Source organism: Paenibacillus sepulcri, assembly GCF_042647105.1.
GTDB classification, from domain to species: domain Bacteria; phylum Bacillota; class Bacilli; order Paenibacillales; family Paenibacillaceae; genus Paenibacillus_Z; species Paenibacillus_Z sepulcri.
Genome location: NZ_JBHRUP010000001.1, coordinates 1,541,288 through 1,562,164, shown reverse-complemented (window position 1 = coordinate 1,562,164; position 20,877 = coordinate 1,541,288). Strand labels below are relative to the sequence as shown.

Below are 20,877 nucleotides of genomic sequence, written 5' to 3'. Positions count from 1 at the left end.
TGCCAGGAGCAACACTTTATTTTTACAAAGGCAAGACTTGACGCTGTGCCAGCTGCTAATTGTAAGATTCCCGCAGCGGACAAGCCACAAGCCGTGCCAACAACATAGTTAATTCTTCGTGTCGATCTGTACCTCTCGCGGGCGGTAGACAGCGGTAATCTGGCCGTTCAGGTCGGTCGCAAATAACACGGAGCGTTCCTCCTCCAGCGTGAAGGAGTAGCCTTTGCCGGATAAGGGATCACGCACCTCAATCTCGGCATCCATGCCAAGCTCCGATACAAAAATATAAAGGGAGCCTTCCGCAAAGTCGAGCTTCCGTCCATATACGCCCGGCAGCTCGCCGCCGCGCAGCCATTCGAGCTCCTTGTCTACGCCTGCCAGATTCAGCGCTTCATTGTACACGGCAACAAGCGGCTCAATCCGCTCGTTAAGCTCCAGCGGCAGCGGGCAGTAGAGGAGACGTCCGGCTCCAAGCTGGATATTATGGAGTTTGGCCGGTCCGCTCCATGCAGGATCGCTTTGTTTGTTGCTGTCGGCAATCCGGGCCCCGCCGAATGAGACCGGAAGAAGCGAGCCGCCAAGCTCCAGCAGCTCTTCACGCAGCAGATTGCTTGTCTGCGAGCTGTTCACCAGAGCGCCGAACTCATCCGGATTGCGACCGGCCGGCCGCCAGTATTCGTCGAGTCCGGCAGGGCCAGTGAAGAGCAGGGTGCCGCCGTTCGCACGAACATAAGCGGTGAGAGCGTCCAATGCAGCTTGCGTGAAGTTATGCGGACTTGGCACAATGATAAGCTTGGGCTTGATCTCATCCAGCCGCTCCAGATGATATTCGCTAATGCCCAGGGCATGCACGTTCATCGCGTAGGATAAGGTCCTTACCAGCCGGGTTGTAGCATCATAAGCCAGATTGCGGCTGGAGAAATCATTGGAGTAAGGGTAGACCAGCGCAACCTCTTCGAGTTTCCGGCCACGGAACAGATCGCGGATTTGTCCCATGAACGAGCCAAAATCATAGGAAACCGCCGCTTCCGGCTTTTCCGTTCCGTCTGCGCGCAGAGCGCCGATATGGGACTCATTGATATTGTTCATATAGAAATTGATATTCCAGATCCACTGCACAGCGCCGGCGCCGCCGGTCGAGAAGGCATAGGCGTATTTGCGCTCGAGAATATTGCGGAGCTCGGCTTCGCTGCGTTTGGCCCGGCCATCCGGGGTTTCCACGTACATGATGCCTGTCTCTTGAATAAGATTGGGCTTATCCGGCGCTTTGGCGAAAACACCGTCCCAGACCAGCGCGTCCATTTTCCACCAGGAGTGGACCGTTGTATAATCAACCTCTTCGGCATAGAAGAACGGAGACGGGCGCTGCGCCCCAAGGCCCTCATCCTGGCCGACGGTGACCATCTGCCGGGGCTGAATGGAGCGGATGGTTTCAATCAGCTGGGCCGCCCAGCGGTTATGCATGTCCATCGTGAACAATGTATAGTCGAGCCATGGTCCGCCGCGCTTGGTCATAGTCTCGGTTGTTCCGAAATTGATCTCCTTCGGCTCAGGCAGCTTGACCGACTCGAAAGCGGGCAGCTCGGCTGGCGTCATGTTCCACCGTTCCTGAAGCAGCCGGATTGTACCATGGCGCTCGCGCAACCATTCTATGAAATGGCTATGCTCGAAGGGATCGTGAGCGGAGCGGGGACCTTCGAAAATCCGCTTGGGATCGAACATCGATGGCTCATTAATCAGATCCCAATGCAAATGCCTGGACTGCGCATGGCGCGAGACGATCGCGGCAATGAAACGTTTCTGGGCTTCCACGCTGCGCGGATCCAGATAAGGGTTGACGCCTTCCCAGGTTTCCGGAGTGAAGGAGAAGAAGTTAAAGGTAACCTCCAGATCATGTCGCTTGGCAGTCAGAATAAACGCGTCTATAGCCCGCAGCACCTCCTCATATGGATGGCCGTCGACAAACATGATGCTGCGCCAGGCTGTCCATATGCCCGTACGGATCAGGTTGATTCCCGCCCGTTTCATCTGAGCCATATCGCGGTCCCATACGGCTGCGTTGGGCAAAAATAAATACTTGCGCGCAACATCGCTGGTCATATAGGTCATGCCGACAATAGGAAGCGGACGCCCGTCCTTGATAAAATAATCCCTGTCGCAGGTCAGGAAGTCGCCCGAAGCAAGCAGCTCCTGATCAAAGCCCCAGAACCCCTGGCGCAGAATCCGGCGCTCGCCGGATGGCGATACTGCTTCGCATTCAACCGCATAATATCCGGCTGCAAGCGTAATCGGCATAGGGATGCGCTGAATAGTCAGTTCGCGGCCAATGGCAACAGGTTGTTCCGTTTTCCAAATTTCCGTGAAGCGGTCGGACCCGTACTCAAATACCGGATTGGAATTTGCCACGGCGCTTTCATTTGAGCGGAGCACACGAAGCTTGAAGGTCCATTCGGCCGGTTCGGCTTGATTATGCGGCTTTCGCGCCTCTTGGATCCGCTGGCCCTGGAGCATGAAGATGGCGCGTTCGCCAGGCTCATAGGAGCCGTAATTCGGCTTCAGCCACAGCTCGGTCACGCCTTCAGCGGTGAATGCCGCCCATTTCGCAAGCGCATCTGCGCCGCCGTTCTCCCAGAAAGCGGTCTGCAGCGCCTGATTGACCAGCACCCAGCGCCCGCCGCTGAATATTCCCTTCGTATGCTCCAGCAGCACAGCCGGCGCCGCCAGTTCCCGGGCAAGACCATCGCCGCTAATTCCGCGGAGCAGCGGGTAGATATGGGCGTCCATAGGTCCGGCGGTGCCTCCCTCTGCAGGATGGTCATCCGAGCGGGTCACATGCAGGACAAGACCGAAAGTCGGCTCAAGAGTGAAAAGCTTCACATTATCCGCAAATAGTGGAACATCGGCATTATGGGCCAGCTTTTCAATGCCGTCGACCGAAACAGACAGCACTTCATTAATATGCAGCTGCTGATGATAAGCGGTTTGCGCTGGTTCCTGCACCCACTCGCCGTTCTCCCGGTATACCGGTATTTTGAAAGGGGCTCCTCCGGCATGCAGCAGTCCTTTGCCTTGAGAGGCATGGCTGAAAATCGCTTTCCAGGCATCCTTGGGGAAATAAGCGCCGTGAATATGCACAAACGCATCGGCATCTGCCAAAGCTTCAGCCAATTGCCCGGCATCAGCCACGGCAAAAACCTCTTTCAGACGGGCAAGCTGCGATTCGCCGGGTCTCTGCCCTTCATAAGGAAATGATTCATCGTAAAAAAGTACGGTCTTGCTCATAAATGGTCACCATCCCGTTTCATCATCGTTAATAGAACAAAATTGTTAGCTTTGTTAGGTTGATCCCAACTCTGTTTGGCGCATACAATAGAGAGGAAGAGTCAAAAAGTCAACGCTTATATTTTTTGAAATGAGGTACCGAAGGTGGCCCAAAAGATATCCATGCAGCAAATAGCCGACCGTTTAGGTGTTTCCAAATATACGGTTTCTCAAGCATTATCGGGCAAACCGGGCGTGAGTGAAGCCACCCGGCGGGAAGTGACCGCGATGGCGGCGGCACTGGGTTACCGCATCCCCCCGCGCAATTCCAGGGAGCTGGATTCCCGCGTGGAGCAGACGGAGCAAGCCAATCAGAAGCAGCCCGCGGCAGCGAACGGGACTATACTGATCGGCATGAACGAGATCCATGCCAATGAGCCTTTGTTCTGGCAGCGGGTCAGAGAAGGCATAGCCGCAGGCTGCAGGGAGCATGGACTTCATCCGCACTATTTTATATTGGACAAGATTGTTGACCGTCCGGTTGACCTGACCGGGCTGGGAGAGCTCCGGATTGCCGGCGCCAGCGGATTTATTATTGCAGGCAAATGTCCCGCTGCGGTGCTGCTCCGGATAAGCCGGATTGGGCTGCCCATGGTGCTTGTCGACCATGAGGAAGCGGTTGTGGGAGCGGATGCGGTGCTGAACGACAATGTGGAGGCGGGACGGATGGCCTGCAGCCATTTGGCCACGCAGGGCTGCAAAACCATTGTTTTTATCGGACATGACCGTTTTGCCGTCAGCTTCCGGGAACGGTTTTGGGGCTGCCGGATCTCACTGGATGATCAGCAGAGGCAGGGAATGCGGAAGCTGCCAAAAGGAGCAATTCAGGCTTCCTCACAATCACCAACTGCAGCAGGCATTCAACTGAAGAAGTGGACCATTCCTTACGGCGGATCTTCCTGGCAGCAGGTTCTGAACCGGCGAATTACGGCGGCAATCAGCAATAAGGAGCTGCCGGACGGGATTATTTGCGCCAACGATGATATTGCCCTTCATCTGCTGGAGCTGCTGCGTTTGCATAACATCAGCCTCCCTGATCAGTGCCGCGTGCTGGGAATTGATAATACCGCCGCAAGCCTGCAGGCTGCGGTCCCGTTAACGACGGTGGAGCTTGCGAAGGAACGGCTCGGGATGCGTGCGGTCGAGACCTTCATCCGCAGACGCCGGCACCCGGAAGCTCCCTATGAGAAGGTGATTCTCTCCGCCAGACTGATTGTCAGACACTCCGGCTGACTGTCCCGCATGTCCTGTCCGGTATCTTTATTGACGGCTAATGGCGCGGATAAGCTCCGGTTTGGATGATCTGTGCATAGGATAGAGTAAAATGTCTGCTTTAACAAAAAAGGAGTCTATTATGCGGCAATCCAGACGAATTGTACTGCTGCTGGCGCTTGTCCTGTATGTCCTGCTTGTGCTTTTGCTGCTGTTCGCGATTTCTTTCTCATAGGCGCTGCATGCGACATTGGGAATAGCTGCCCTCCGGTTACGGCCGGAGAGTTTTACTAACCATATATACATCGATCATCTGCTATAAGTTCAAAGGAAAGAACCGGCTGCGCCGCCAGAGGATGGCGCAGCCGGTTCTTGCTGTTTCCGGACCCTTTTTCTTGAAATATACTGGCATAACCTCTCCTGTCTTGACAAATACTACAAGCATCAGCGGCTGCTTCCTAACAGGGAAACGGATTGGATGGGAGTGCCGCCCGAGGAAAAGTGAAATACAGAAAAATGGTTACGGGGTGAACAATGACAACCAAGAGCGCAGAGAAAAGCAAATACAAAAAAATGACGATGTCCCCCCAGGAGTACCAGGCCTTTGCCAAGTCGCGCGAGCCGGCCCGGCCTGTTCTGAAAAATTGCTTGAAAGCATTTTTGGTGGGCGGGTGCTTATGTCTGATCGGTCAGGCGATTCAGGATTTCTTCGGTTATGCCTTCGACATGACACCGATTGAAGCAGGGAATCCAACGGTAGCCATCCTTATTTTGATCTCGGTTATCCTGACCTGCCTGGGTGTTTACGACAAGCTGGCACAGTGGGCTGGAGCTGGCTCCGCGGTCCCGGTTACCGGGTTCGCCAATTCCATGTGCTCGGCCGCGCTGGAGCACCGCAGCGAGGGCATGGTGCTGGGGGTAGGCGGGAATATGTTCAAAATTGCCGGCTCCGTTATCGTCTTTGGCACAGTCGCCGCTTTCTTCATCGGTATTATTTACTGGGTGTTCGGGATTGGAGGACACTGACCATGCTGCGAGGCAAGCAAACGTGGTGGTTTGACAAACGGCCGGTCATAATCGGTTCAGCCACAGTTGTCGGTCCCGATGAAGGGAATGGACCGCTGGCAGCAGACTTCGATCTGATTCATCCGGAGCTTGATATGCAGCAGAAAACTTGGGAGAAAGCGGAGCGCCTTCTGCTGGAGCAGGCTTCGGACTTTGCCCTGGAGCATGCAGGCATTGACAAGCAGCAGCTGCAGTTTTACGTCGGCGGCGATCTCATGAATCAGATCATCAGCAACAGCTTTGCTGCGCGGACCGTTGGAGCTCCCTATCTGGGGGTGTTCGGCGCCTGCTCCACCTCCATGGAATCGCTGGCCATCGCTTCATTGATCGTCAATTCCGGCTCCGGACAATATGTTCTGGCCGGCACCTGCAGCCATAACTGCACCGTCGAGAAGCAGTTCCGCTATCCCACGGAATACGGCTCGCAGAAACCGCCGACCGCCCAATATACCGTTACAGGCGCCGGAGCCGTGGTAGTGGCGGCCGAAGGGGAGGGGCCGGTAATCGAATGCGCCACAGTCGGCAAAATCGTCGATCTTGGCATTAAGGACCCGTTTAATATGGGAGCGGCCATGGCGCCTGCTGCGGTGGACACCATCCAGACCCATTTTAATGATACGGGCCGCGAGCCGGGCGATTATGATCTGATCGTTACTGGCGATCTGGCCTCGGTCGGATTTCCGATTGCCAGAGATCTGCTCAAGCGCGACGGAGTCCAGATGGAACAGACGGAATTCAATGATTGCGGCCTGATGATATATGACCTGGACAAGCAGCAGGTACAGGCGGGCGGAAGCGGGTGCGGGTGCTCCGCTGTCGTGACTTACGGCCATCTGCTGAAGCGCATGAAGCAGGGGGAGCTGCGCAGAATTCTCATGGTCGCCACCGGCGCGCTTTTGTCTCCCATTTCTTATCAGCAGGGGGAGAGCATTCCTTGCATCGCCCATGCCGTTTCAATCGAGCAGCCAAATTAACTTTAAAATTCCGGAAGGAGCATAGATCATCATGATTTACTTGTGGGCGTTTATTATTGGAGGCGCAATATGCGTTATCGGACAGCTGATGTTTGATGTTGCCAAATTAACCCCGGCTCATACGATGGCGACACTGGTTGTCGTGGGTGCTGTAGTGGATGGCCTGGGCTGGTATGAGCCGCTCATTGATTTTGCCGGTGCGGGTGCGACTGTGCCTATAACCAGCTTCGGCAATGCGCTTGTGCACGGCGCGATTACAGAGCTTCACCGCGACGGATGGATCGGGGTGATTACCGGGATATTCGATGTGACGAGTGCGGGTATCTCCGCTGCGATTATCTTCTCTTTCCTCGCGGCGCTGGTGGCCAAGCCCAAGGGATAAACGGAAGAGACGGTTCAAAAATCCGTGTATTGGAGAGTCCCTGTGGGATTCTCCAATTTTTTTTGTTGGATATACAGCTATACGTTAGGATGTATCTTTTGTAAAATAATAACATGATGCAATTTTTATCAACAATCTTTAAAGTATTAGACAGGAATAACTTTTCTCTCATAAGCACGCTTGGAAGAAACTTGCTGCGCTTCCTAATGGGTACGCAACTAAATGCGGGAACTTCCGTATAAAGTTCGTACCGAGGCGTCTGCTGTTTCTTCTTCTATTTCCAATTCCGTTTCCATTTCATCATCCGGGAGGTTTTTCTATGGACAACCGTAGCGCTGACTTTACGTTATGCAATGAAATACGCCGCAATCTGGAAAATTGTATCCTGGGTAAAAAAGTAGAAATAGAACGTTTGATGGTGGCTCTGCTTGCCGGCGGGCATATTCTGCTTGAGGATGTGCCGGGCACCGGGAAAACCCAGCTTGTAAAAGCGCTCGCCAGAACGATCGGCGGCCATTTCAGGCGCATTCAATGCAACCCGGACTTGCTGCCGACCGATATTACAGGCGTCGCTATTTATCATCCTAGGGATGAAGCATTCATATTCCGGCCGGGTCCGGTGATGGCCAACCTCCTGCTCGTCGATGAGATCAACCGCGCGACGACAAAGACGCAGTCGGCCTTGCTTGAAGCCATGGAGGAGCGGCATGTGACGGTGGATGGCGAATCCTACGCCCTTCCGGTTCCTTTTGTCCTGATTGCTACCCAGAACCCGATAGAATTCGAAGGCACTTATACCCTTCCTGAGGCGCAGCTTGACCGTTTTATGATGAAGATTACGCTGGGTTATCCGGATGAAGCGACGGAGCGCCAGATGGTGCTCTCCCCGAACTCCTCCGCTCCTGCGGATTCCTTGTTCCCCATCGCCGATATCGAGCGTATCGCCCTTATAATGGGCAGCGTGAAGAGGGTGCATGTGGACGAGGCGGTAGCCGATTATCTGATCCGCATCGTGCGTGCAACCCGCGAGCATCGTGGCGTGCAGCTTGGCGCCAGCCCCCGCGCGGCGATTTCCCTGCTGGCTGCGGCCAAAGCCAGCGCCTTCCTCCAGGAACGGGATTATATCATTCCCGACGATATCAAGCAGCTTGCTTCGCCCGTACTGGCGCATCGGATGATGCTTCACACCGAATCGAGAGTGAATGGACTAACGGCGGAGGAAGTTATTGAGACAGTCGTTCGCGAAACGAACGTGCCCGTTCGGATGGAGCGATAACGCATATGCTGACAGCAAAAGCAACGATGTTCAGATGGCGGATGTTTGGCATCATCTATATCGGCGCCCTGCTGTTCCTGCTGTTTCAGGGCGGCAAAACATCCTTAATGCTCTTTTGTATCTTGAATGTACTGCTGCTTTATCTTGTGATGGGCAGGTGGAGCGGAATCGGCAATGTGACGGGCATGCGCCGTCTGTCCAATGCGGCGGGAGGCGTATCGCAATCCGAGCATACGCTGTCCGCGGGCGCAAGAATGGAAGTGCATATTTCCATCCGGGTTCCCGGCGTTTGGCCGATACCGTATATTCTGGTGCGCGACCGTCTTGTCCGCCAGAACGGCAGCTCGGTTCCGTTTGAAGCCTCGTTCGTGCCGAGCTACCGGAGAGCGGGGGAAATCACGTATACCACACCGCCGCTGGAGCGTGGCGTTTATCAGTTCGCGCCTACAGAGTGCTCGACCCGCGATATTTTCGGCTTGTTCGAGCATGTGGGTTCCTTTGAATCCTCCGTTCCCTTCAGCGTTTATCCGAGAATGGTATCCATTCGGCAGTGGCGTCAGCTCAAGCTGGGTGTAAAAGGACCCTATTCCACCTCTTCATCGCGTCTGTCGGCGAAGGAGACCACTCAGATCAACGGCGTCCGCGAATATATCTATGGCGACCGGCTCTCCCGTATTCACTGGAATGCTACGGCAAGAACCGGTCAATGGAAGTCGAAGGAGTTTGAGCGCGAATCCCTGCCCAGAACCGTGTTTGTGCTGGACCGCTATTCAGGTTCATACGAGAACCAGGAGCAGTTCGAGACCGGCGTGTCCGTCATTGCTTCCCTGCTTGAATTCGGGTTTCGGCGGGCTACTGCAGTCGGTCTGGTATCCGCAGGGGAGAGTGTGGACAGCTTTGCGCCGCAATCGTCCTCGGATCACCGTCTGATGCTCATGAACCATCTCGTGAAGGTTCAGCCCGATGGAACGACTCCGTTATACCGAATGCTGAGACAGTCGTCATCGTTGATCCCTGCGGGGTCTTTCGTGGTGATTGTAAGTCCGCAAGGCGGCGAAGAGGCGGTGCGTTCGATGGAATGGTTGAAGCGCAAGGGTACCGTGCCTGTATTGATCCATCTTAAGGGCACTAGCAATGTTGTGGGGATAGGAGATTCCCTGGTCAAAGGCGCAGACTGGCTGCGGCTGCTGCAGCGGAGCGGCTACTCAGCGCATTCGCTTGGCGCTCTCCAGGAACTTCCCGGCGTTCTGGAAGGAGGGACCGCATGAATCCTTCCCGCGGATTTGTCAAATGGCTGACGGCCGATTTATATTTGAAGCTGTCGGCCTTGTTTACCGGCATCATTATTTTTCAATGGATCAGCTGCCTGGGAGATTATTGGTGGGAAGAAACTTTCGCGGTCGTTAACGGGTTGCTCCTGACCACCTTTTTATTTGTCGCATTCCTTCCTTCAAAAATCATGTCAGGCCTGTTGCAGCTGCTTGCGATTCTGGTTCTCAATATTGTATTTACGGATTTTCAGTGGGTCTCCTTTATCGGAGATAAACGAAAAGCAGCTGACTGGGCGGATTGGGCCGGTTCGCAGTTCGACCAGCTGTCGCCTATTTTGTGGATCAGCCTTGCGGTATGGGTGATCTTCCGGTTAATCCTTGTTTTCCGGATGAAGCGTATCGGCATTATTGTTATGGTCGGTTTGGCGCTTCTTTCCCTGACCATTATGGATTCATTATTTACGCCGATTTATTTGTGGGACGAGATCGCCTGGATCGTTTTCACGGGACTTGCCTGGCTTGTGGCCAGTCATTTTTCAGGCTTCAAGCAAAGCCATCCGGACAGCTGGCGCCATCTGCTGGATTACCCGCTCAGCCTGTTCCTGCCCGTCCTGCTTATTTTCGCGATCTTCATGGGCGCGGGGTTGTTCGTTCCGACAATCAAGCCGATTCTGACCGATCCCTATACAGCCTGGAAAGAGTCCAGAGGGGAGGCGGTTCCTTCTTTTGTGGGGGATAAGGGAGTCAGTTCCTCCGCACCGAAGAACACCGGCGACAGCCGCTCAGGCTACAGCCGCAATGATGATGAATTGGGCGGCGGCTTCAAATTCGATTATTCTCCCGTCATGACGGTTACTACCACCAAACGCAGCTATTGGCGCGGCGAAACGAAGGCTTTCTATAATGGAAGCGGCTGGGAGGAAGCGAGGGGAGAAAGACAGGAAGAAGTGGTAGGCTCCATAGCGAAGGATGAGCAGCTGCAGCCGATCGGGCAGCCGGATTCCGTCCAGACGGACAAGGTGGAACAGACCTTCACCATGCTCCGCGATGACAAGTATCCCGTATTGTTTGGCGCGGGACCGATAGCAAGCGTGGTTTCCGTCAATGACGGCGAGGGCTCGCTGCCCCGTCTGAACTGGATGCCGCAGTCATGGGAGCTGAGATTGCCCCAGAGGAATGCCAGCTATCCCAAAACCTACTCGATTGTCTCGGAAGTAACGCTGCTCGATGAACCGGCGCTGCGTGAGGGTAAGGCGGCCCGGGACGACAGCGAGATGAGTCCCATGTATACCCAGCTGCCTGAGGAGCTCCCGCAGCGTGTCCGGGATCTAGCGGCAACCATCACCAAGGATGCGTCAACGCCTTACGATAAAGCCAAGGCGATCGAGGCGTATCTGCAGCTGAACTATACGTATACGAATGAGCCTGATTTGACCAAGAAAGAGAGCAGCGATTTCGTGGATTCCTTTCTCTTTGAGTTACGGGAGGGCTATTGCGATTACTTCTCTACCGCGATGGCAGTGCTGACCCGGGCTTCCGGCATTCCGGCCAGATGGGTGAAAGGATACGCCCCGGGGGCTATGGCGGTCGATCCCAGTATGATGGGGATGGAGGGCACACCGGGATTGGATCTTAATCCCGATGGCTCTGGCACCTATACGGTGCGCAATGCGGATGCCCATTCGTGGGTAGAGGTTTATTTTGACGGATACGGCTGGCTGCCATTCGAGCCGACGGCGGGCTTCCTGTATCCCTACCTGCTGCCTGAGGAAAAAGCGGCCCCGCTGCCCGAGGTTGAGCCCGAAGTACCTGCAGCCGTTGATGAGCCTGTGGCGGCGGAAAGCTTCAAAATGCCGGTCTGGGTCTACATTGCAGGCGCAGCCGTAATCGCTGCCTTGATCGTGCTTTTCCGTCTGCGTGCCATTCTTGCGGCTTTGCGCCGCTACCGCCGCGGTACAGGCACTATTAATGAGATGATTGTGAAAGAGACGAACCGCTTGATCAAATACTGCCGTAAAAAAGGTCTTGACCGTCAGGCGAATGAAACGGTTCGTGAAACCATGACTCATTGGTCCGGGCGGTTGACCTTTCTGCAGTCCGAGTTCAAGGTTGTGCTGGGAACCTTTGAGAAAGCGATGTACAGCAGCCAGATGCTGACCCAGGAGGAAGCCGACCGTTTCGACAGCAATGTGAAGCTGATCCGTGAGCGTATCGGGTAAATAATGGATCAAATAACCGGACGGCATCGGCATGCCTTCCGGTTATTTGATTCTGCAAGGGGAAGCCTGATGACGGCGGGCTGGAGAATCGTGCTTTGCAACAAATTCCCTTTGTATGGTATAGTTTTTCCTGATAGCGATAACAGGGGAGTCGAAAATATGTTTGAACGGCTGTTGCCGCATATGCGCGTCAATACCATTTACGATATCGATTTGCATGCCTTGAAGGAACAGGGCATTCTCGGGATCATAACCGATCTGGACAATACACTTGTTGGCGCAAAAGTGCCGCTCGCCACACCGGAGCTTGTCAAATGGCTTGATGTTGTGCGCGATTTGGGCTTTACGGTCGTCATCGTATCGAATAACCACCGCACCCGTGTCTCGAAATTCGCTGACCCGCTGCGCATTCCGTTTGTTCATGCCGCCCGCAAACCCTCCAATAAGGCGTTTGTCAGAGCGCTTACGGTAATGGAGCTGGCAGCCGAGCATACGGCGGTCATTGGCGATCAGATGATGACGGATGTGCTCGGCGGCCGGCGGATGGGACTGTTCACGATTCTTGTCAGCCCGATATCGCCTGGCGATGAAGGGTTCATGACCCGGATCAACCGCAGGATCGAACGAGTGGCCCTGTCCCGTTTGCGCAAAAAAGGGCTGTGGCCCGAGGAGGAACGTAAGTCTTGACAAATGAGCAATTAGAGCTGGGAGCTTGTGCAGGCTGTGGAATCAAACTGCAAACGGATTCGGCCGACAAGCTTGGGTATATCCCGCAATCGGCGCTGGAGAGAGAGCCTTTGATCTGCCAGCGCTGCTTTCGTATCAAGAATTATAACGAGGCGGCTTCCGTCGCCATTGATCAGGACGACTTTCTAAGACTGCTCGGCGGTATCGCCGCAACGGACAGCCTGGTCGTTCATATTGTCGATTTATTTGACTTCGAAGGGAGTCTGATATCCGGGCTGCAGCGGTTTGTCGGCAATAATCCGGTGCTGCTTGTCGTCAATAAAGTGGATTTGCTGCCCAAAGGCATTAATATGAACAGACTGCTCAACTGGGTGCAAAGGCAAGCCAAGGCTCAGGGACTGCGGACAGTGGATATCGTTTTGTGCAGTGCGAAGCGCAGCATCGGGTTTGAACGTGTGGTTGAAGCGTTGGCCGAGCACCGCGGCGACCGGGATGTGTATGTCGTGGGCGCGACCAATGTCGGGAAATCCACGTTGATTAACCGGATCATCCGCGATTACAGCGATCTCGAGCGCGAGCTGACCACGTCCCGCTATCCGGGAACGACGCTTGATGCCGTGCATATTCCGCTTGATGACGGACATGACATCATTGATACTCCCGGCATCGTCTACAACCACCGGTTGACCGAAGTGGTTCCCCGCGGCGTGCTGCAGGCGCTGCTGCCGGACAAGCCGATCAAGCAGGTCGTTTATCAATTAAACGAACAGCAGACGCTGTTTATCGGGTCGCTGGCCCGATTTGATTTTGCCCAGGGTCCGAGACAATCGTTCACCTTGTACACCTCCAATGCGCTGCCGATTCACCGGACAAAGCTGGAGCGGGCCGATCAGCTGTTCGCTGATCATCGGGGAGAGATGCTCGCTCCGCCGACCAGAGAGCAGCTGGAGGAAATCCCGGCGTGGACACGTCATCGATTGACGATCAAACGCGGCTCGGATATGGATGTGGTGATCTCCGGTCTGGGCTGGATTCGTATCAATGATACCTCGGGAGCGATTCTCGATGTCTACGCCCCCAAAGGCATACGGGTTATGCTGCGAGAAGCGCTGATTTGAGAAGGAGTGGGCTAAGACAGTGAGTACAGCAGACAACTTTACGGGGATATCCGACCAGGCTGGAAATGTTGTGGACAGCCACACCATCTTGTACAGTGTCATCGGCGATCCTATTCATCATTCCAAATCACCGGTCATGATGAACAGGGCCTTCCGGGAAACGGGCATTAACGGGATTTATACGGCTTTTCATATTAAGGACGCACAGCTGCCTGATTTTGTGGCGGGCGTGCGGGCGATGGGAATCAGAGGCGTGAATGTCACGATTCCTCATAAGCTTGCTGTCATGCCGCTGCTTGATGAGATTGACGAGAGCGCCCGGGCCATAGGGGCGGTAAATACAATCGTAAACCATGATGGCCGTCTTGTTGGCTACAATACCGACGGGATCGGATATGTCCGGTCCTTGAAGGAAGAAGCGGAGCCGAATTTGGCAGGGAAGCGGATACTGATCGTTGGCGCTGGCGGCGCGACAAGAGGAATCGTGTATGCCCTGGCCCGCGAAGGAGCAGCCAGCATCACGATCTCGAACCGCACGGTGCAGCGGGCGGAAGAGCTGGTCCTGGCCTTTGAGGGCCAAACAGACATCCTGCGGGCCATCGGCAATGAAGCACTGCGGGAAGCATGCGGCGAGGCGGATATCATTATTAATACGACATCGCTCGGAATGCATCCAAAGATCGATGAGACGCCTGTCGATGCCAGCTGGCTTGCGCCAGGCGCCATTGCGAGCGATTTGATTTATAACCCGATGACGACCCGCTTTCTTGCGGAAGCGAAGCAGCGGGGCTGCAGCATTCATGGGGGGCTCGGAATGTTTATTTATCAGGGGGCCTACGCCTTTGAATTCTGGACAGACCGCAAGGCTCCTGTCGAGGCGATGCGTTCGGCCGTGCTTGATGCGTTCAGCGCGGGACGCTAATATGACGAAAGAAGGAACAATCAACATGCTTACAGGCAAACAGAAACGGCATTTGCGCGCACTTGCGCATCATTTGCAGCCCGTATTTCAGGTGGGCAAAGGCGGAATGAACGAAAATCTTGTCCGCCATGTGGAAGAAGCGATCGAGAAGCGCGAGCTTCTCAAAATTTCAGTCCTGAACAACTCTGTCGAGGATCCAAAAGAAGTGGGCGAATGGCTGGCGGAGGAAGCGGAAGCGGAGCTCGTACAGGTGATCGGCAAGACCATTGTGCTTTACAAGGAATCCAAGGACTATAAAACAATCGTACTGCCGAAAAACAGTTAATACGCGAACCTTGCGAGGGTCATAGGGATGGCGCATGGTAACGGAAGGGAGCGGACATCGTGATCAAAGTTGGTATAATGGGCGGAACATTCGACCCGATTCATTACGGGCATCTGCTCGCTGCGGAAACAGCGCGTGAGGCGTGCGGTCTTGACGAGGTATGGTTCATCCCTGCTTTTCAGCCTCCGCTGAAAGACAATGAGCCGGGAGCAGAAGGGCCTTCCAGGCTTGAAATGGTATATCGGGCTATTGACTTTCAACCGCATTTCCGCGCCCTTGATATTGAGCTTGAGCGGGGCGGAACGAGCTATACCATTGATACGGTAGAGGCGCTTCTGGAGCAGAACCCGGAGCGTTCGTTCAGCATTATTATCGGATCGGATCGGATTAACGACCTTCCAAGCTGGCACCGTGCCAAAGAACTTGCGGAGCTGGTCACCTTCATCGGTGTGGAACGCCCGGGAGAATCGATTGAGAAATCACGGCTTCCGGATTACATCCTGGACCGGCTGCAAATAACGCAGATGCCGCTGATCGGACTTTCCTCGACGGATATCCGCAGGCGCAGGGCAGAAGGCTCATCCATCCGTTTCATGGTGCCGGAGAAGGTCCACTCTTTTATAAAAAGGAATGGTCTATATGAATCGTGATGACATGATAGCCGCTGTTCAGGCCGAGATGCCCGAGCGCCGCTGGAAGCATACGCTTGGCGTCATGGAGACATCCGTATTGCTTGCCCGGCGCTTCGGGGAAGATCCGGAGCGGGCAGAGCTCGCCGCGATTTTGCATGATGTGGCGAAGTATTGGCAAACGTCGCGAATGGAAGCCATTATCCGGGAGGAGGGCCTTCCCCCCGATCTGCTCAAGTATGACAAAGAGCTGTGGCACGCGCCTGTTGGCGCCTATGTCGCCGAGCATAACTTTGGCGTCACGGACTCCGGGGTATTGGATGCGATTCGCTATCATACCTCGGGCCGGGAAGACATGACGCGGATGGACAAAATCGTCTGTCTGGCCGACTACATGGAGCCGGGAAGAGATTTTCCGGGAGTGGAGCGTATTCGCGAGCTGTCCGGACAGCATTTGGAGAAGGCGCTGATCGCCGGGTTTGACTCCACCATCACTCATTTACTGGCCCAAGGGAAGCGGATTTACCCGCTCACCATAGCAGCACGCAACGATTTACTATTAAAAGCCAGGGAGGCTGAGCAATGACCATAAAACCAGAGAAACTTCTGCAGCTCGTAGTAGCAGCGGCCGAGGAGAAAAAAGCGCATCAGATCGTCGCTCTCAATTTGCAGAACATTTCGCTTGTGGCCGATTATTTTGTCATCTGCCACGGTAATTCGGATACGCAGGTACAGGCGATTACAACGGAAATACGCAAGCAGGCGGAGTCCAATGGCGCGCGTTTGCGCGGAATTGAGGGCATGGACTCGGGCCGGTGGGTGCTCATCGATCTCGGAGATGTCGTTGTCCATGTTTTCCACCGGGAAGAACGTGAATATTACAATATTGAGCGGCTGTGGTCCGACGCGAAAGTTGTGGAGTTTGCATGAGTTTAATAGCCGGTACAATCCAGAAGTTCAGGGTGGCGCGCGAAGTGTCGCCCTACGGCTATTTTTTGAGCGATGGAGAATCGGAAGTGCTGCTTCACTATACCGAGCTTGTCGGTCACCGTCCGAAAGTGGACGATGAAGTTGAAGCCTTCATATTTTATGATACCGATGACCGGATCGCGGCAACGATGAAGCAGCCGTTCATTACGCTTGGCAAGGTCGCCCGTCTGGCGGTTGCGGATATCCATCCGCGTATCGGAGCTTTTCTGGAGATGGGACTCGGGCGGCAGCTGCTGCTTCCAATGTCCGAGCAGCCGGAGCTCAAGGAGCTGCGCCCCCAGCGCGGCGATGAAGTGCATGTGATCCTGGCCCATGACAAAATCGGCCGTCTCGTGGCAAAAGTGGCTTTTGAAGAAGAGCTTGCCGAGCTTGCTTTTTCCGCACCGGAGTCCTGGCGCAATACATGGGTGGAAGGCTTTGTCACCAAGACGCTGAAGATTGGTTCTTTTGTACTTATTGACGGCGGTGTTGTCGGTTTTGGCGTTATGGGCTTCATTCCTGCAGAGGAGCGGACCAAGCTGCTGCGGCTGGGCGAGCGTGTCCGGGCCAGAGTGACATTCATCCGTGAAGACGGACGGGTCAATTTGTCGATGACTCCCCGCAAGGAAGTGGGCAGGCTGGAGGATTCGGAACGCATCCTTGCCTTTCTGCGGGAGCGGCCTGACGGCGCCATGCCGTATTCGGACGAAACATCGGCTGATATCATTAAACAGAAGTTTAATATAAGCAAGTCGGCTTTCAAGCGGGCGATTGGCAAGCTCATGAGGGAAGGGCTTGTTGTGCAGGACGGAAGCTGGACGACACTGGTACAGGAAAAGCAGCCTGCAGAAGAAGAATAGAGGAGAGAAGCGATGCGTGCTTACCGGCAGTTTGCCACCGTTTACGACCGTCTCATGGAGGACATGCCCTATTCCGATTGGCTGCGGTTTGCAAGGGAGTGCTGGGACCGCTACGGCATCCCGCAAACCGTCGTCGATCTGGGCTGCGGCACGGGGAGTCTGGCGATTCCGCTCGCTCGCTCCGGTTTTCAGGTATTCGGTATCGATCTCTCGGCTGACATGCTCAGCATCGGGCGGAGCAAATGGGACGAAAGTCCGCAGCAGGCGATTCGGTCCTCTGCTGGCGCCATCCGCTGGCTGCAGCAGGATATGTGCAGCTGGGAGCTGCCGGAGCAGGTTGATGCCGTTATCTCCTTTTGCGACTGCATCAATTATTTGACGGAAGAGGATTATGTGGAAGCCGCCTTCCGTGCCACCTACGAAGGACTTAAGCCCGGCGGCGTCTTTCTTTTCGATGTGCATCCGCCCAGGACTCTGCAGCGTTACGCGGATGAGCAGCCCTTCGTGCTTGATGACCGGGATATCGCCTACATCTGGACGAGCGATCTGGACAGCGAACGGGTGGAAATCGAGCATCATCTGACGATTTTTGTCCGTGAGTCGGATGAAGGGCCGTCCCATTACAACCGTTTTGAAGAGATTCATGTCCAGCGGGCTTATCAGCCGAAGTGGATTCGGGAGGCGCTGGCGAGAGCGGGGTTTGGCAGGGTGGAATCGTTCGCGGACTTTAGGCTGGCTGCGCCCGATGACCGTTCTGAGCGGCTCTTCTTCGCTGCGGTAAAATGAAGACTTATCCAGATGTGCTCTTGACATGCGTGGGGGTGCTTCTTTATAATCGAACTAATCATTTTAGGTTTGGCGTCGATAAGGAGCAGTAGTTTCCTTGAACTGGATTCAGAGAGCCGGCGGTTGGTGCAAGCCGGACCAGAGGGGTTATGAACTCGCCTTGGAGCCGCACGTGCAAGCAGGCATATTAGCTTATGGCCTGTCAAAGCGTGCCGTCCCGCCCGCGTTAAGGGTTCGAGTGAGCAGCGGCAAAGCATGCCTGTTGTTAACTAGGGTGGTACCACGGGAGATAATCCTCTCGTCCCTAGCGTTTACGCTGGGGGCGGGAGGTTTTTTTATGAAAAATATGCGAATAAGCAAATGAAATCGGGAGGCAATGGTAATGTCACAGGAACGTCCAGAGCAGCAAGGCTATAACCCACTGGTCATTGAGCCGAAATGGCAGATGTATTGGGATGAGCACAAGACTTTTCAAACGACTGAGGATCCGGGAAAACCGAAATTTTACGCGCTGGATATGTTTCCGTATCCATCCGGCTCAGGGCTGCATGTAGGCCATCCCGAAGGGTACACGGCTACCGATATCGTCTCCCGCTACAAACGGATGAAGGGCTATAATGTCCTCCACCCGATGGGCTGGGACGCGTTCGGACTGCCTGCGGAGCAGCATGCTCTGGATACGGGGGAGCATCCTCGGGAAATTACGGTCAAGAATATCAATAATTTCCGCAGACAAATCAAGTCGCTTGGTTTCTCGTATGATTGGGACCGCGAATTCAGCACCACCGATCCCGATTATTACAAATGGACGCAGTGGATATTCATTCAGCTGTTTAACAAGGGACTCGCTTATGTGGCGGAGGTTCCTGTTAACTGGTGTCCTGCGTTGGGCACAGTGCTTGCGAACGAAGAAGTCATCAACGGCCTGAGCGAACGGGGCAATCATCCCGTCATCCGCAAGCCGATGCGCCAATGGGTGCTGAAGATCACGGAATATGCGGAGAGGCTGCTTGAGGATCTGGAGGAACTGGACTGGACCGAAAGCATCAAGGACATGCAGCGCAACTGGATCGGCAAATCAAAGGGAGCAGAAGTGACCTTTGCCATCGATGGCTATGAGGAATCGCTGGCCGTGTTTACGACAAGGCCCGATACGCTTTTTGGCGCAACATACTGCGTGCTTGCGCCGGAGCACGAGCTTGTCGCTCAAATTACGACTGCGAAGCAGAAGGCTGCCGTGGAAGCTTACCAGGAGTCGGCCGCGCGCAAAAGCGATCTGGAACGCACAGATTTGGCCAAGGACAAAACGGGCGTATTTACAGGAGCCTATGCCATCAATCCGGTGAGCGGAGCCAAAACACCGATCTGGATCGCCGATTACGTTCTTGCCGGATACGGCACCGGGGCCATTATGGCAGTACCGGGCCATGATCAACGCGACTGGGAATTCGCCAAGCAGTTTGATCTGCCTATAGTGGAGGTTGTTCAGGGCGGGACGATCACCGGGGAAGCCTACGCCGGAGACGGTCCCCATGTGAATTCGCAATATTTGAATGGATTGAACAACGAAGAGGCTATCGCCCTGATGATCCGCAAGCTGGAGGAGAACGGCAAGGGCAAAGGCAAAATCACCTACCGCCTTCGCGACTGGCTGTTCAGCCGCCAGCGTTATTGGGGGGAGCCGATTCCGATTCTTCATCTGGAGGATGGCACGATGAAGCCGGTTCCGGATGATCAGCTGCCGTTGCTGCTGCCGGAAATCGATCAGATCAAGCCTTCCGGGACGGGCGAATCGCCTTTGGCGAATGTAACCGAATGGGTGGAGACGATTGATCCGGAAACGGGGATGAAGGCGCGCCGGGAAACCAATACGATGCCGCAATGGGCAGGCAGCTGCTGGTACTATCTGCGGTTTATTGATCCTCACAACCAGAATGAGCTTTGCTCCAAGGAGAAGCAGGCGCAGTGGCTGCCGGTGGATCTGTATATCGGCGGCGCGGAGCATGCCGTGCTTCATCTGCTTTATGCGCGCTTTTGGCATAAGGTGCTGTACGATCTGGGCATTGTGGATACGAAGGAGCCGTTCCATAAGCTGGTCAATCAAGGCATGATTCTTGGCATGAATAATGAGAAGATGAGCAAATCGCGGGGCAATGTCATCAATCCTGATGATATTGTCAATGAGTTCGGGGCAGATACGCTGCGGATGTATGAGATGTTCATGGGACCGCTTGAAGCTACGAAGCCATGGAATACCAACGGTGTGGAAGGGATGTACCGTTTCCTCAGCCGCGTATGGCGTATGGCGATCGGGGAAGACGGCGCTCTTCATGCGAAAATATCGGATGCAAAAACGTCGGATGCGTTCAAGCGCACCTGGCATCGCACGATCAAGAAGGTAACGGACGATTACGAGCATCTGCGCTTCAATACGGCGATCAGTCAACTGATGATATTCGTCAATGAGGCGTACAAGGCAGAATCGCTCCCCCGGGAAGCAGTCGAGCATTTTGTTCAGATGCTGTCTCCGCTCGCGCCGCATATCGCCGAAGAGCTGTGGTCAAAGCTGGGTCATACCGGTTCGGTCACTTATGTGGCTTGGCCAGCCTACGATGAGTCCTGGACGATTGATCAAGAGGTGGAAATTGTCGTACAGGTCAACGGAAAAATCCTCGATCGTCTCTCGATAGCGGCCGATACGGAGGAATCCGAGATGGAGAGCATCGCCAAGCAATCCGTTAAAGTGGCTGAGGCGCTTGAGGGCAAAACGATCCGCAAAGTAATTGCCGTCAAAGGCAAGCTTGTCAACATCGTAGCCAATTAAGGATCAGTCAAGGTAAGCAAAGCTGCCTGGTAAAAAG

At 54.6% G+C, this 20,877-nt stretch carries 19 protein-coding genes and 1 other annotated feature; of the genes, 18 read left to right on the top strand and 1 reads right to left on the bottom strand.

Going from position 1 to position 20,877, the window contains the following annotated elements; translation table 11 throughout:
• Positions 1-108: 108 nt before the first annotated feature.
• Positions 109-3,282, bottom strand: a complete 3,174-nt coding sequence (locus ACFOLF_RS07175; RefSeq protein WP_210037765.1) for a beta-galactosidase — start codon at positions 3,280-3,282, stop codon at positions 109-111.
• A 144-nt stretch (positions 3,283-3,426) separates the two neighbouring features.
• Here ACFOLF_RS07175 and ACFOLF_RS07170 point away from each other — a divergent pair, with 144 nt between their 5' ends.
• The 18 genes from ACFOLF_RS07170 (at position 3,427) to leuS (ending at position 20,840) form a co-directional block, all read left to right on the top strand.
• Complete coding sequence (locus tag ACFOLF_RS07170) at positions 3,427-4,554, top strand: LacI family DNA-binding transcriptional regulator (protein ID WP_210037764.1); 1,128 nt, start codon at positions 3,427-3,429, stop codon at positions 4,552-4,554.
• A gap of 91 nt (positions 4,555-4,645) precedes the next feature.
• On the top strand, positions 4,646-4,768 hold the full coding sequence (locus tag ACFOLF_RS07165; protein ID WP_379219426.1) for a hypothetical protein: 123 nt from the start codon (positions 4,646-4,648) through the stop codon (positions 4,766-4,768).
• A gap of 299 nt (positions 4,769-5,067) precedes the next feature.
• A complete protein-coding gene (gene spoVAC / locus ACFOLF_RS07160) occupies positions 5,068-5,559 on the top strand; it encodes a stage V sporulation protein AC (RefSeq protein WP_210037763.1) in 492 nt (163 codons plus the stop codon).
• A gap of 2 nt (positions 5,560-5,561) precedes the next feature.
• Complete coding sequence (gene spoVAD / locus ACFOLF_RS07155; protein WP_210037762.1) at positions 5,562-6,572, top strand: stage V sporulation protein AD; 1,011 nt, start codon at positions 5,562-5,564, stop codon at positions 6,570-6,572.
• A 31-nt stretch (positions 6,573-6,603) separates the two neighbouring features.
• Positions 6,604-6,954, top strand: coding sequence for a stage V sporulation protein AE (gene spoVAE, locus ACFOLF_RS07150; RefSeq protein WP_210037761.1), 351 nt, complete (start codon positions 6,604-6,606; stop codon positions 6,952-6,954).
• A 319-nt stretch (positions 6,955-7,273) separates the two neighbouring features.
• Entirely contained in the window at positions 7,274-8,230 is a 957-nt protein-coding gene (locus tag ACFOLF_RS07145) for an AAA family ATPase (RefSeq protein ID WP_210037760.1), read from the top strand.
• A 5-nt stretch (positions 8,231-8,235) separates the two neighbouring features.
• Positions 8,236-9,498: a DUF58 domain-containing protein gene (locus ACFOLF_RS07140; RefSeq protein ID WP_210037759.1), complete on the top strand. Its 1,263-nt coding sequence runs from the start codon at positions 8,236-8,238 to the stop codon at positions 9,496-9,498.
• Entirely contained in the window at positions 9,495-11,720 is a 2,226-nt protein-coding gene (locus ACFOLF_RS07135) for a transglutaminase-like domain-containing protein (protein ID WP_210037758.1), read from the top strand. The genes ACFOLF_RS07140 and ACFOLF_RS07135 overlap by 4 nt, the downstream gene beginning before the upstream one ends.
• A 159-nt stretch (positions 11,721-11,879) precedes the next feature.
• Positions 11,880-12,407 carry a YqeG family HAD IIIA-type phosphatase gene (locus ACFOLF_RS07130; RefSeq protein ID WP_210037757.1) on the top strand — a complete coding sequence of 176 codons (528 nt, stop codon included), beginning with the start codon at positions 11,880-11,882 and terminating at the stop codon, positions 12,405-12,407.
• Positions 12,404-13,525 (top strand): ribosome biogenesis GTPase YqeH, encoded by a 1,122-nt coding sequence (yqeH, locus tag ACFOLF_RS07125; protein ID WP_210037756.1) that lies wholly within the window; start codon positions 12,404-12,406, stop codon positions 13,523-13,525. The genes ACFOLF_RS07130 and yqeH overlap by 4 nt, the downstream gene beginning before the upstream one ends.
• A gap of 19 nt (positions 13,526-13,544) precedes the next feature.
• On the top strand, positions 13,545-14,447 hold the full coding sequence (gene aroE / locus ACFOLF_RS07120) for a shikimate dehydrogenase (protein ID WP_379114056.1): 903 nt from the start codon (positions 13,545-13,547) through the stop codon (positions 14,445-14,447).
• Between the two features lie 25 nt (positions 14,448-14,472).
• Complete coding sequence (yhbY, locus tag ACFOLF_RS07115) at positions 14,473-14,772, top strand: ribosome assembly RNA-binding protein YhbY (protein WP_210037755.1); 300 nt, start codon at positions 14,473-14,475, stop codon at positions 14,770-14,772.
• Positions 14,773-14,834: 62 nt separating this feature from the next.
• Positions 14,835-15,422, top strand: coding sequence for a nicotinate-nucleotide adenylyltransferase (gene nadD, locus ACFOLF_RS07110; RefSeq protein WP_210038071.1), 588 nt, complete (start codon positions 14,835-14,837; stop codon positions 15,420-15,422).
• Positions 15,412-15,987, top strand: a complete 576-nt coding sequence (yqeK, locus tag ACFOLF_RS07105; protein WP_210037754.1) for a bis(5'-nucleosyl)-tetraphosphatase (symmetrical) YqeK — start codon at positions 15,412-15,414, stop codon at positions 15,985-15,987. Before nadD ends, yqeK begins: the two co-directional genes overlap by 11 nt.
• On the top strand, positions 15,984-16,331 hold the full coding sequence (gene rsfS, locus ACFOLF_RS07100; RefSeq protein WP_210037753.1) for a ribosome silencing factor: 348 nt from the start codon (positions 15,984-15,986) through the stop codon (positions 16,329-16,331). The genes yqeK and rsfS overlap by 4 nt, the downstream gene beginning before the upstream one ends.
• Entirely contained in the window at positions 16,328-17,230 is a 903-nt protein-coding gene (locus tag ACFOLF_RS07095) for a CvfB family protein (RefSeq protein ID WP_210037752.1), read from the top strand. Before rsfS ends, ACFOLF_RS07095 begins: the two co-directional genes overlap by 4 nt.
• A gap of 12 nt (positions 17,231-17,242) precedes the next feature.
• Complete coding sequence (locus tag ACFOLF_RS07090) at positions 17,243-18,016, top strand: class I SAM-dependent DNA methyltransferase (protein WP_210037751.1); 774 nt, start codon at positions 17,243-17,245, stop codon at positions 18,014-18,016.
• A 66-nt stretch (positions 18,017-18,082) separates the two neighbouring features.
• Positions 18,083-18,325: a binding site (T-box leader), on the top strand.
• 73 nt (positions 18,326-18,398) lie between these two features.
• Positions 18,399-20,840, top strand: a complete 2,442-nt coding sequence (leuS, locus tag ACFOLF_RS07085) for a leucine--tRNA ligase (RefSeq protein ID WP_210037750.1) — start codon at positions 18,399-18,401, stop codon at positions 20,838-20,840.
• The last annotated feature ends 37 nt before the right edge of the window (positions 20,841-20,877 follow it).

Excerpts from the sequence above, each read along its gene's own strand:
- spoVAE (WP_210037761.1), top strand. The coding sequence starts at position 6,604 with ATGATTTACTTGTGGGCGTTTATTATTGGAGGCGCAATATGCGTTATC.
- rsfS (WP_210037753.1), top strand. The coding sequence starts at position 15,984 with ATGACCATAAAACCAGAGAAACTTCTGCAGCTCGTAGTAGCAGCGGCC.
- ACFOLF_RS07145 (WP_210037760.1), top strand. The coding sequence starts at position 7,274 with ATGGACAACCGTAGCGCTGACTTTACGTTATGCAATGAAATACGCCGC.
- spoVAD (WP_210037762.1), top strand. The coding sequence starts at position 5,562 with ATGCTGCGAGGCAAGCAAACGTGGTGGTTTGACAAACGGCCGGTCATA.
- spoVAC (WP_210037763.1), top strand. The coding sequence starts at position 5,068 with ATGACAACCAAGAGCGCAGAGAAAAGCAAATACAAAAAAATGACGATG.
- yhbY (WP_210037755.1), top strand. The coding sequence starts at position 14,473 with ATGCTTACAGGCAAACAGAAACGGCATTTGCGCGCACTTGCGCATCAT.
- leuS (WP_210037750.1), top strand. The coding sequence starts at position 18,399 with ATGTCACAGGAACGTCCAGAGCAGCAAGGCTATAACCCACTGGTCATT.
- ACFOLF_RS07165 (WP_379219426.1), top strand. The coding sequence starts at position 4,646 with ATGTCTGCTTTAACAAAAAAGGAGTCTATTATGCGGCAATCCAGACGA.
- ACFOLF_RS07095 (WP_210037752.1), top strand. The coding sequence starts at position 16,328 with ATGAGTTTAATAGCCGGTACAATCCAGAAGTTCAGGGTGGCGCGCGAA.
- ACFOLF_RS07140 (WP_210037759.1), top strand. The coding sequence starts at position 8,236 with ATGCTGACAGCAAAAGCAACGATGTTCAGATGGCGGATGTTTGGCATC.
- ACFOLF_RS07130 (WP_210037757.1), top strand. The coding sequence starts at position 11,880 with ATGTTTGAACGGCTGTTGCCGCATATGCGCGTCAATACCATTTACGAT.
- yqeK (WP_210037754.1), top strand. The coding sequence starts at position 15,412 with ATGAATCGTGATGACATGATAGCCGCTGTTCAGGCCGAGATGCCCGAG.
- ACFOLF_RS07175 (WP_210037765.1), bottom strand. The coding sequence starts at position 3,282 with ATGAGCAAGACCGTACTTTTTTACGATGAATCATTTCCTTATGAAGGG.
- ACFOLF_RS07090 (WP_210037751.1), top strand. The coding sequence starts at position 17,243 with ATGCGTGCTTACCGGCAGTTTGCCACCGTTTACGACCGTCTCATGGAG.
- ACFOLF_RS07135 (WP_210037758.1), top strand. The coding sequence starts at position 9,495 with ATGAATCCTTCCCGCGGATTTGTCAAATGGCTGACGGCCGATTTATAT.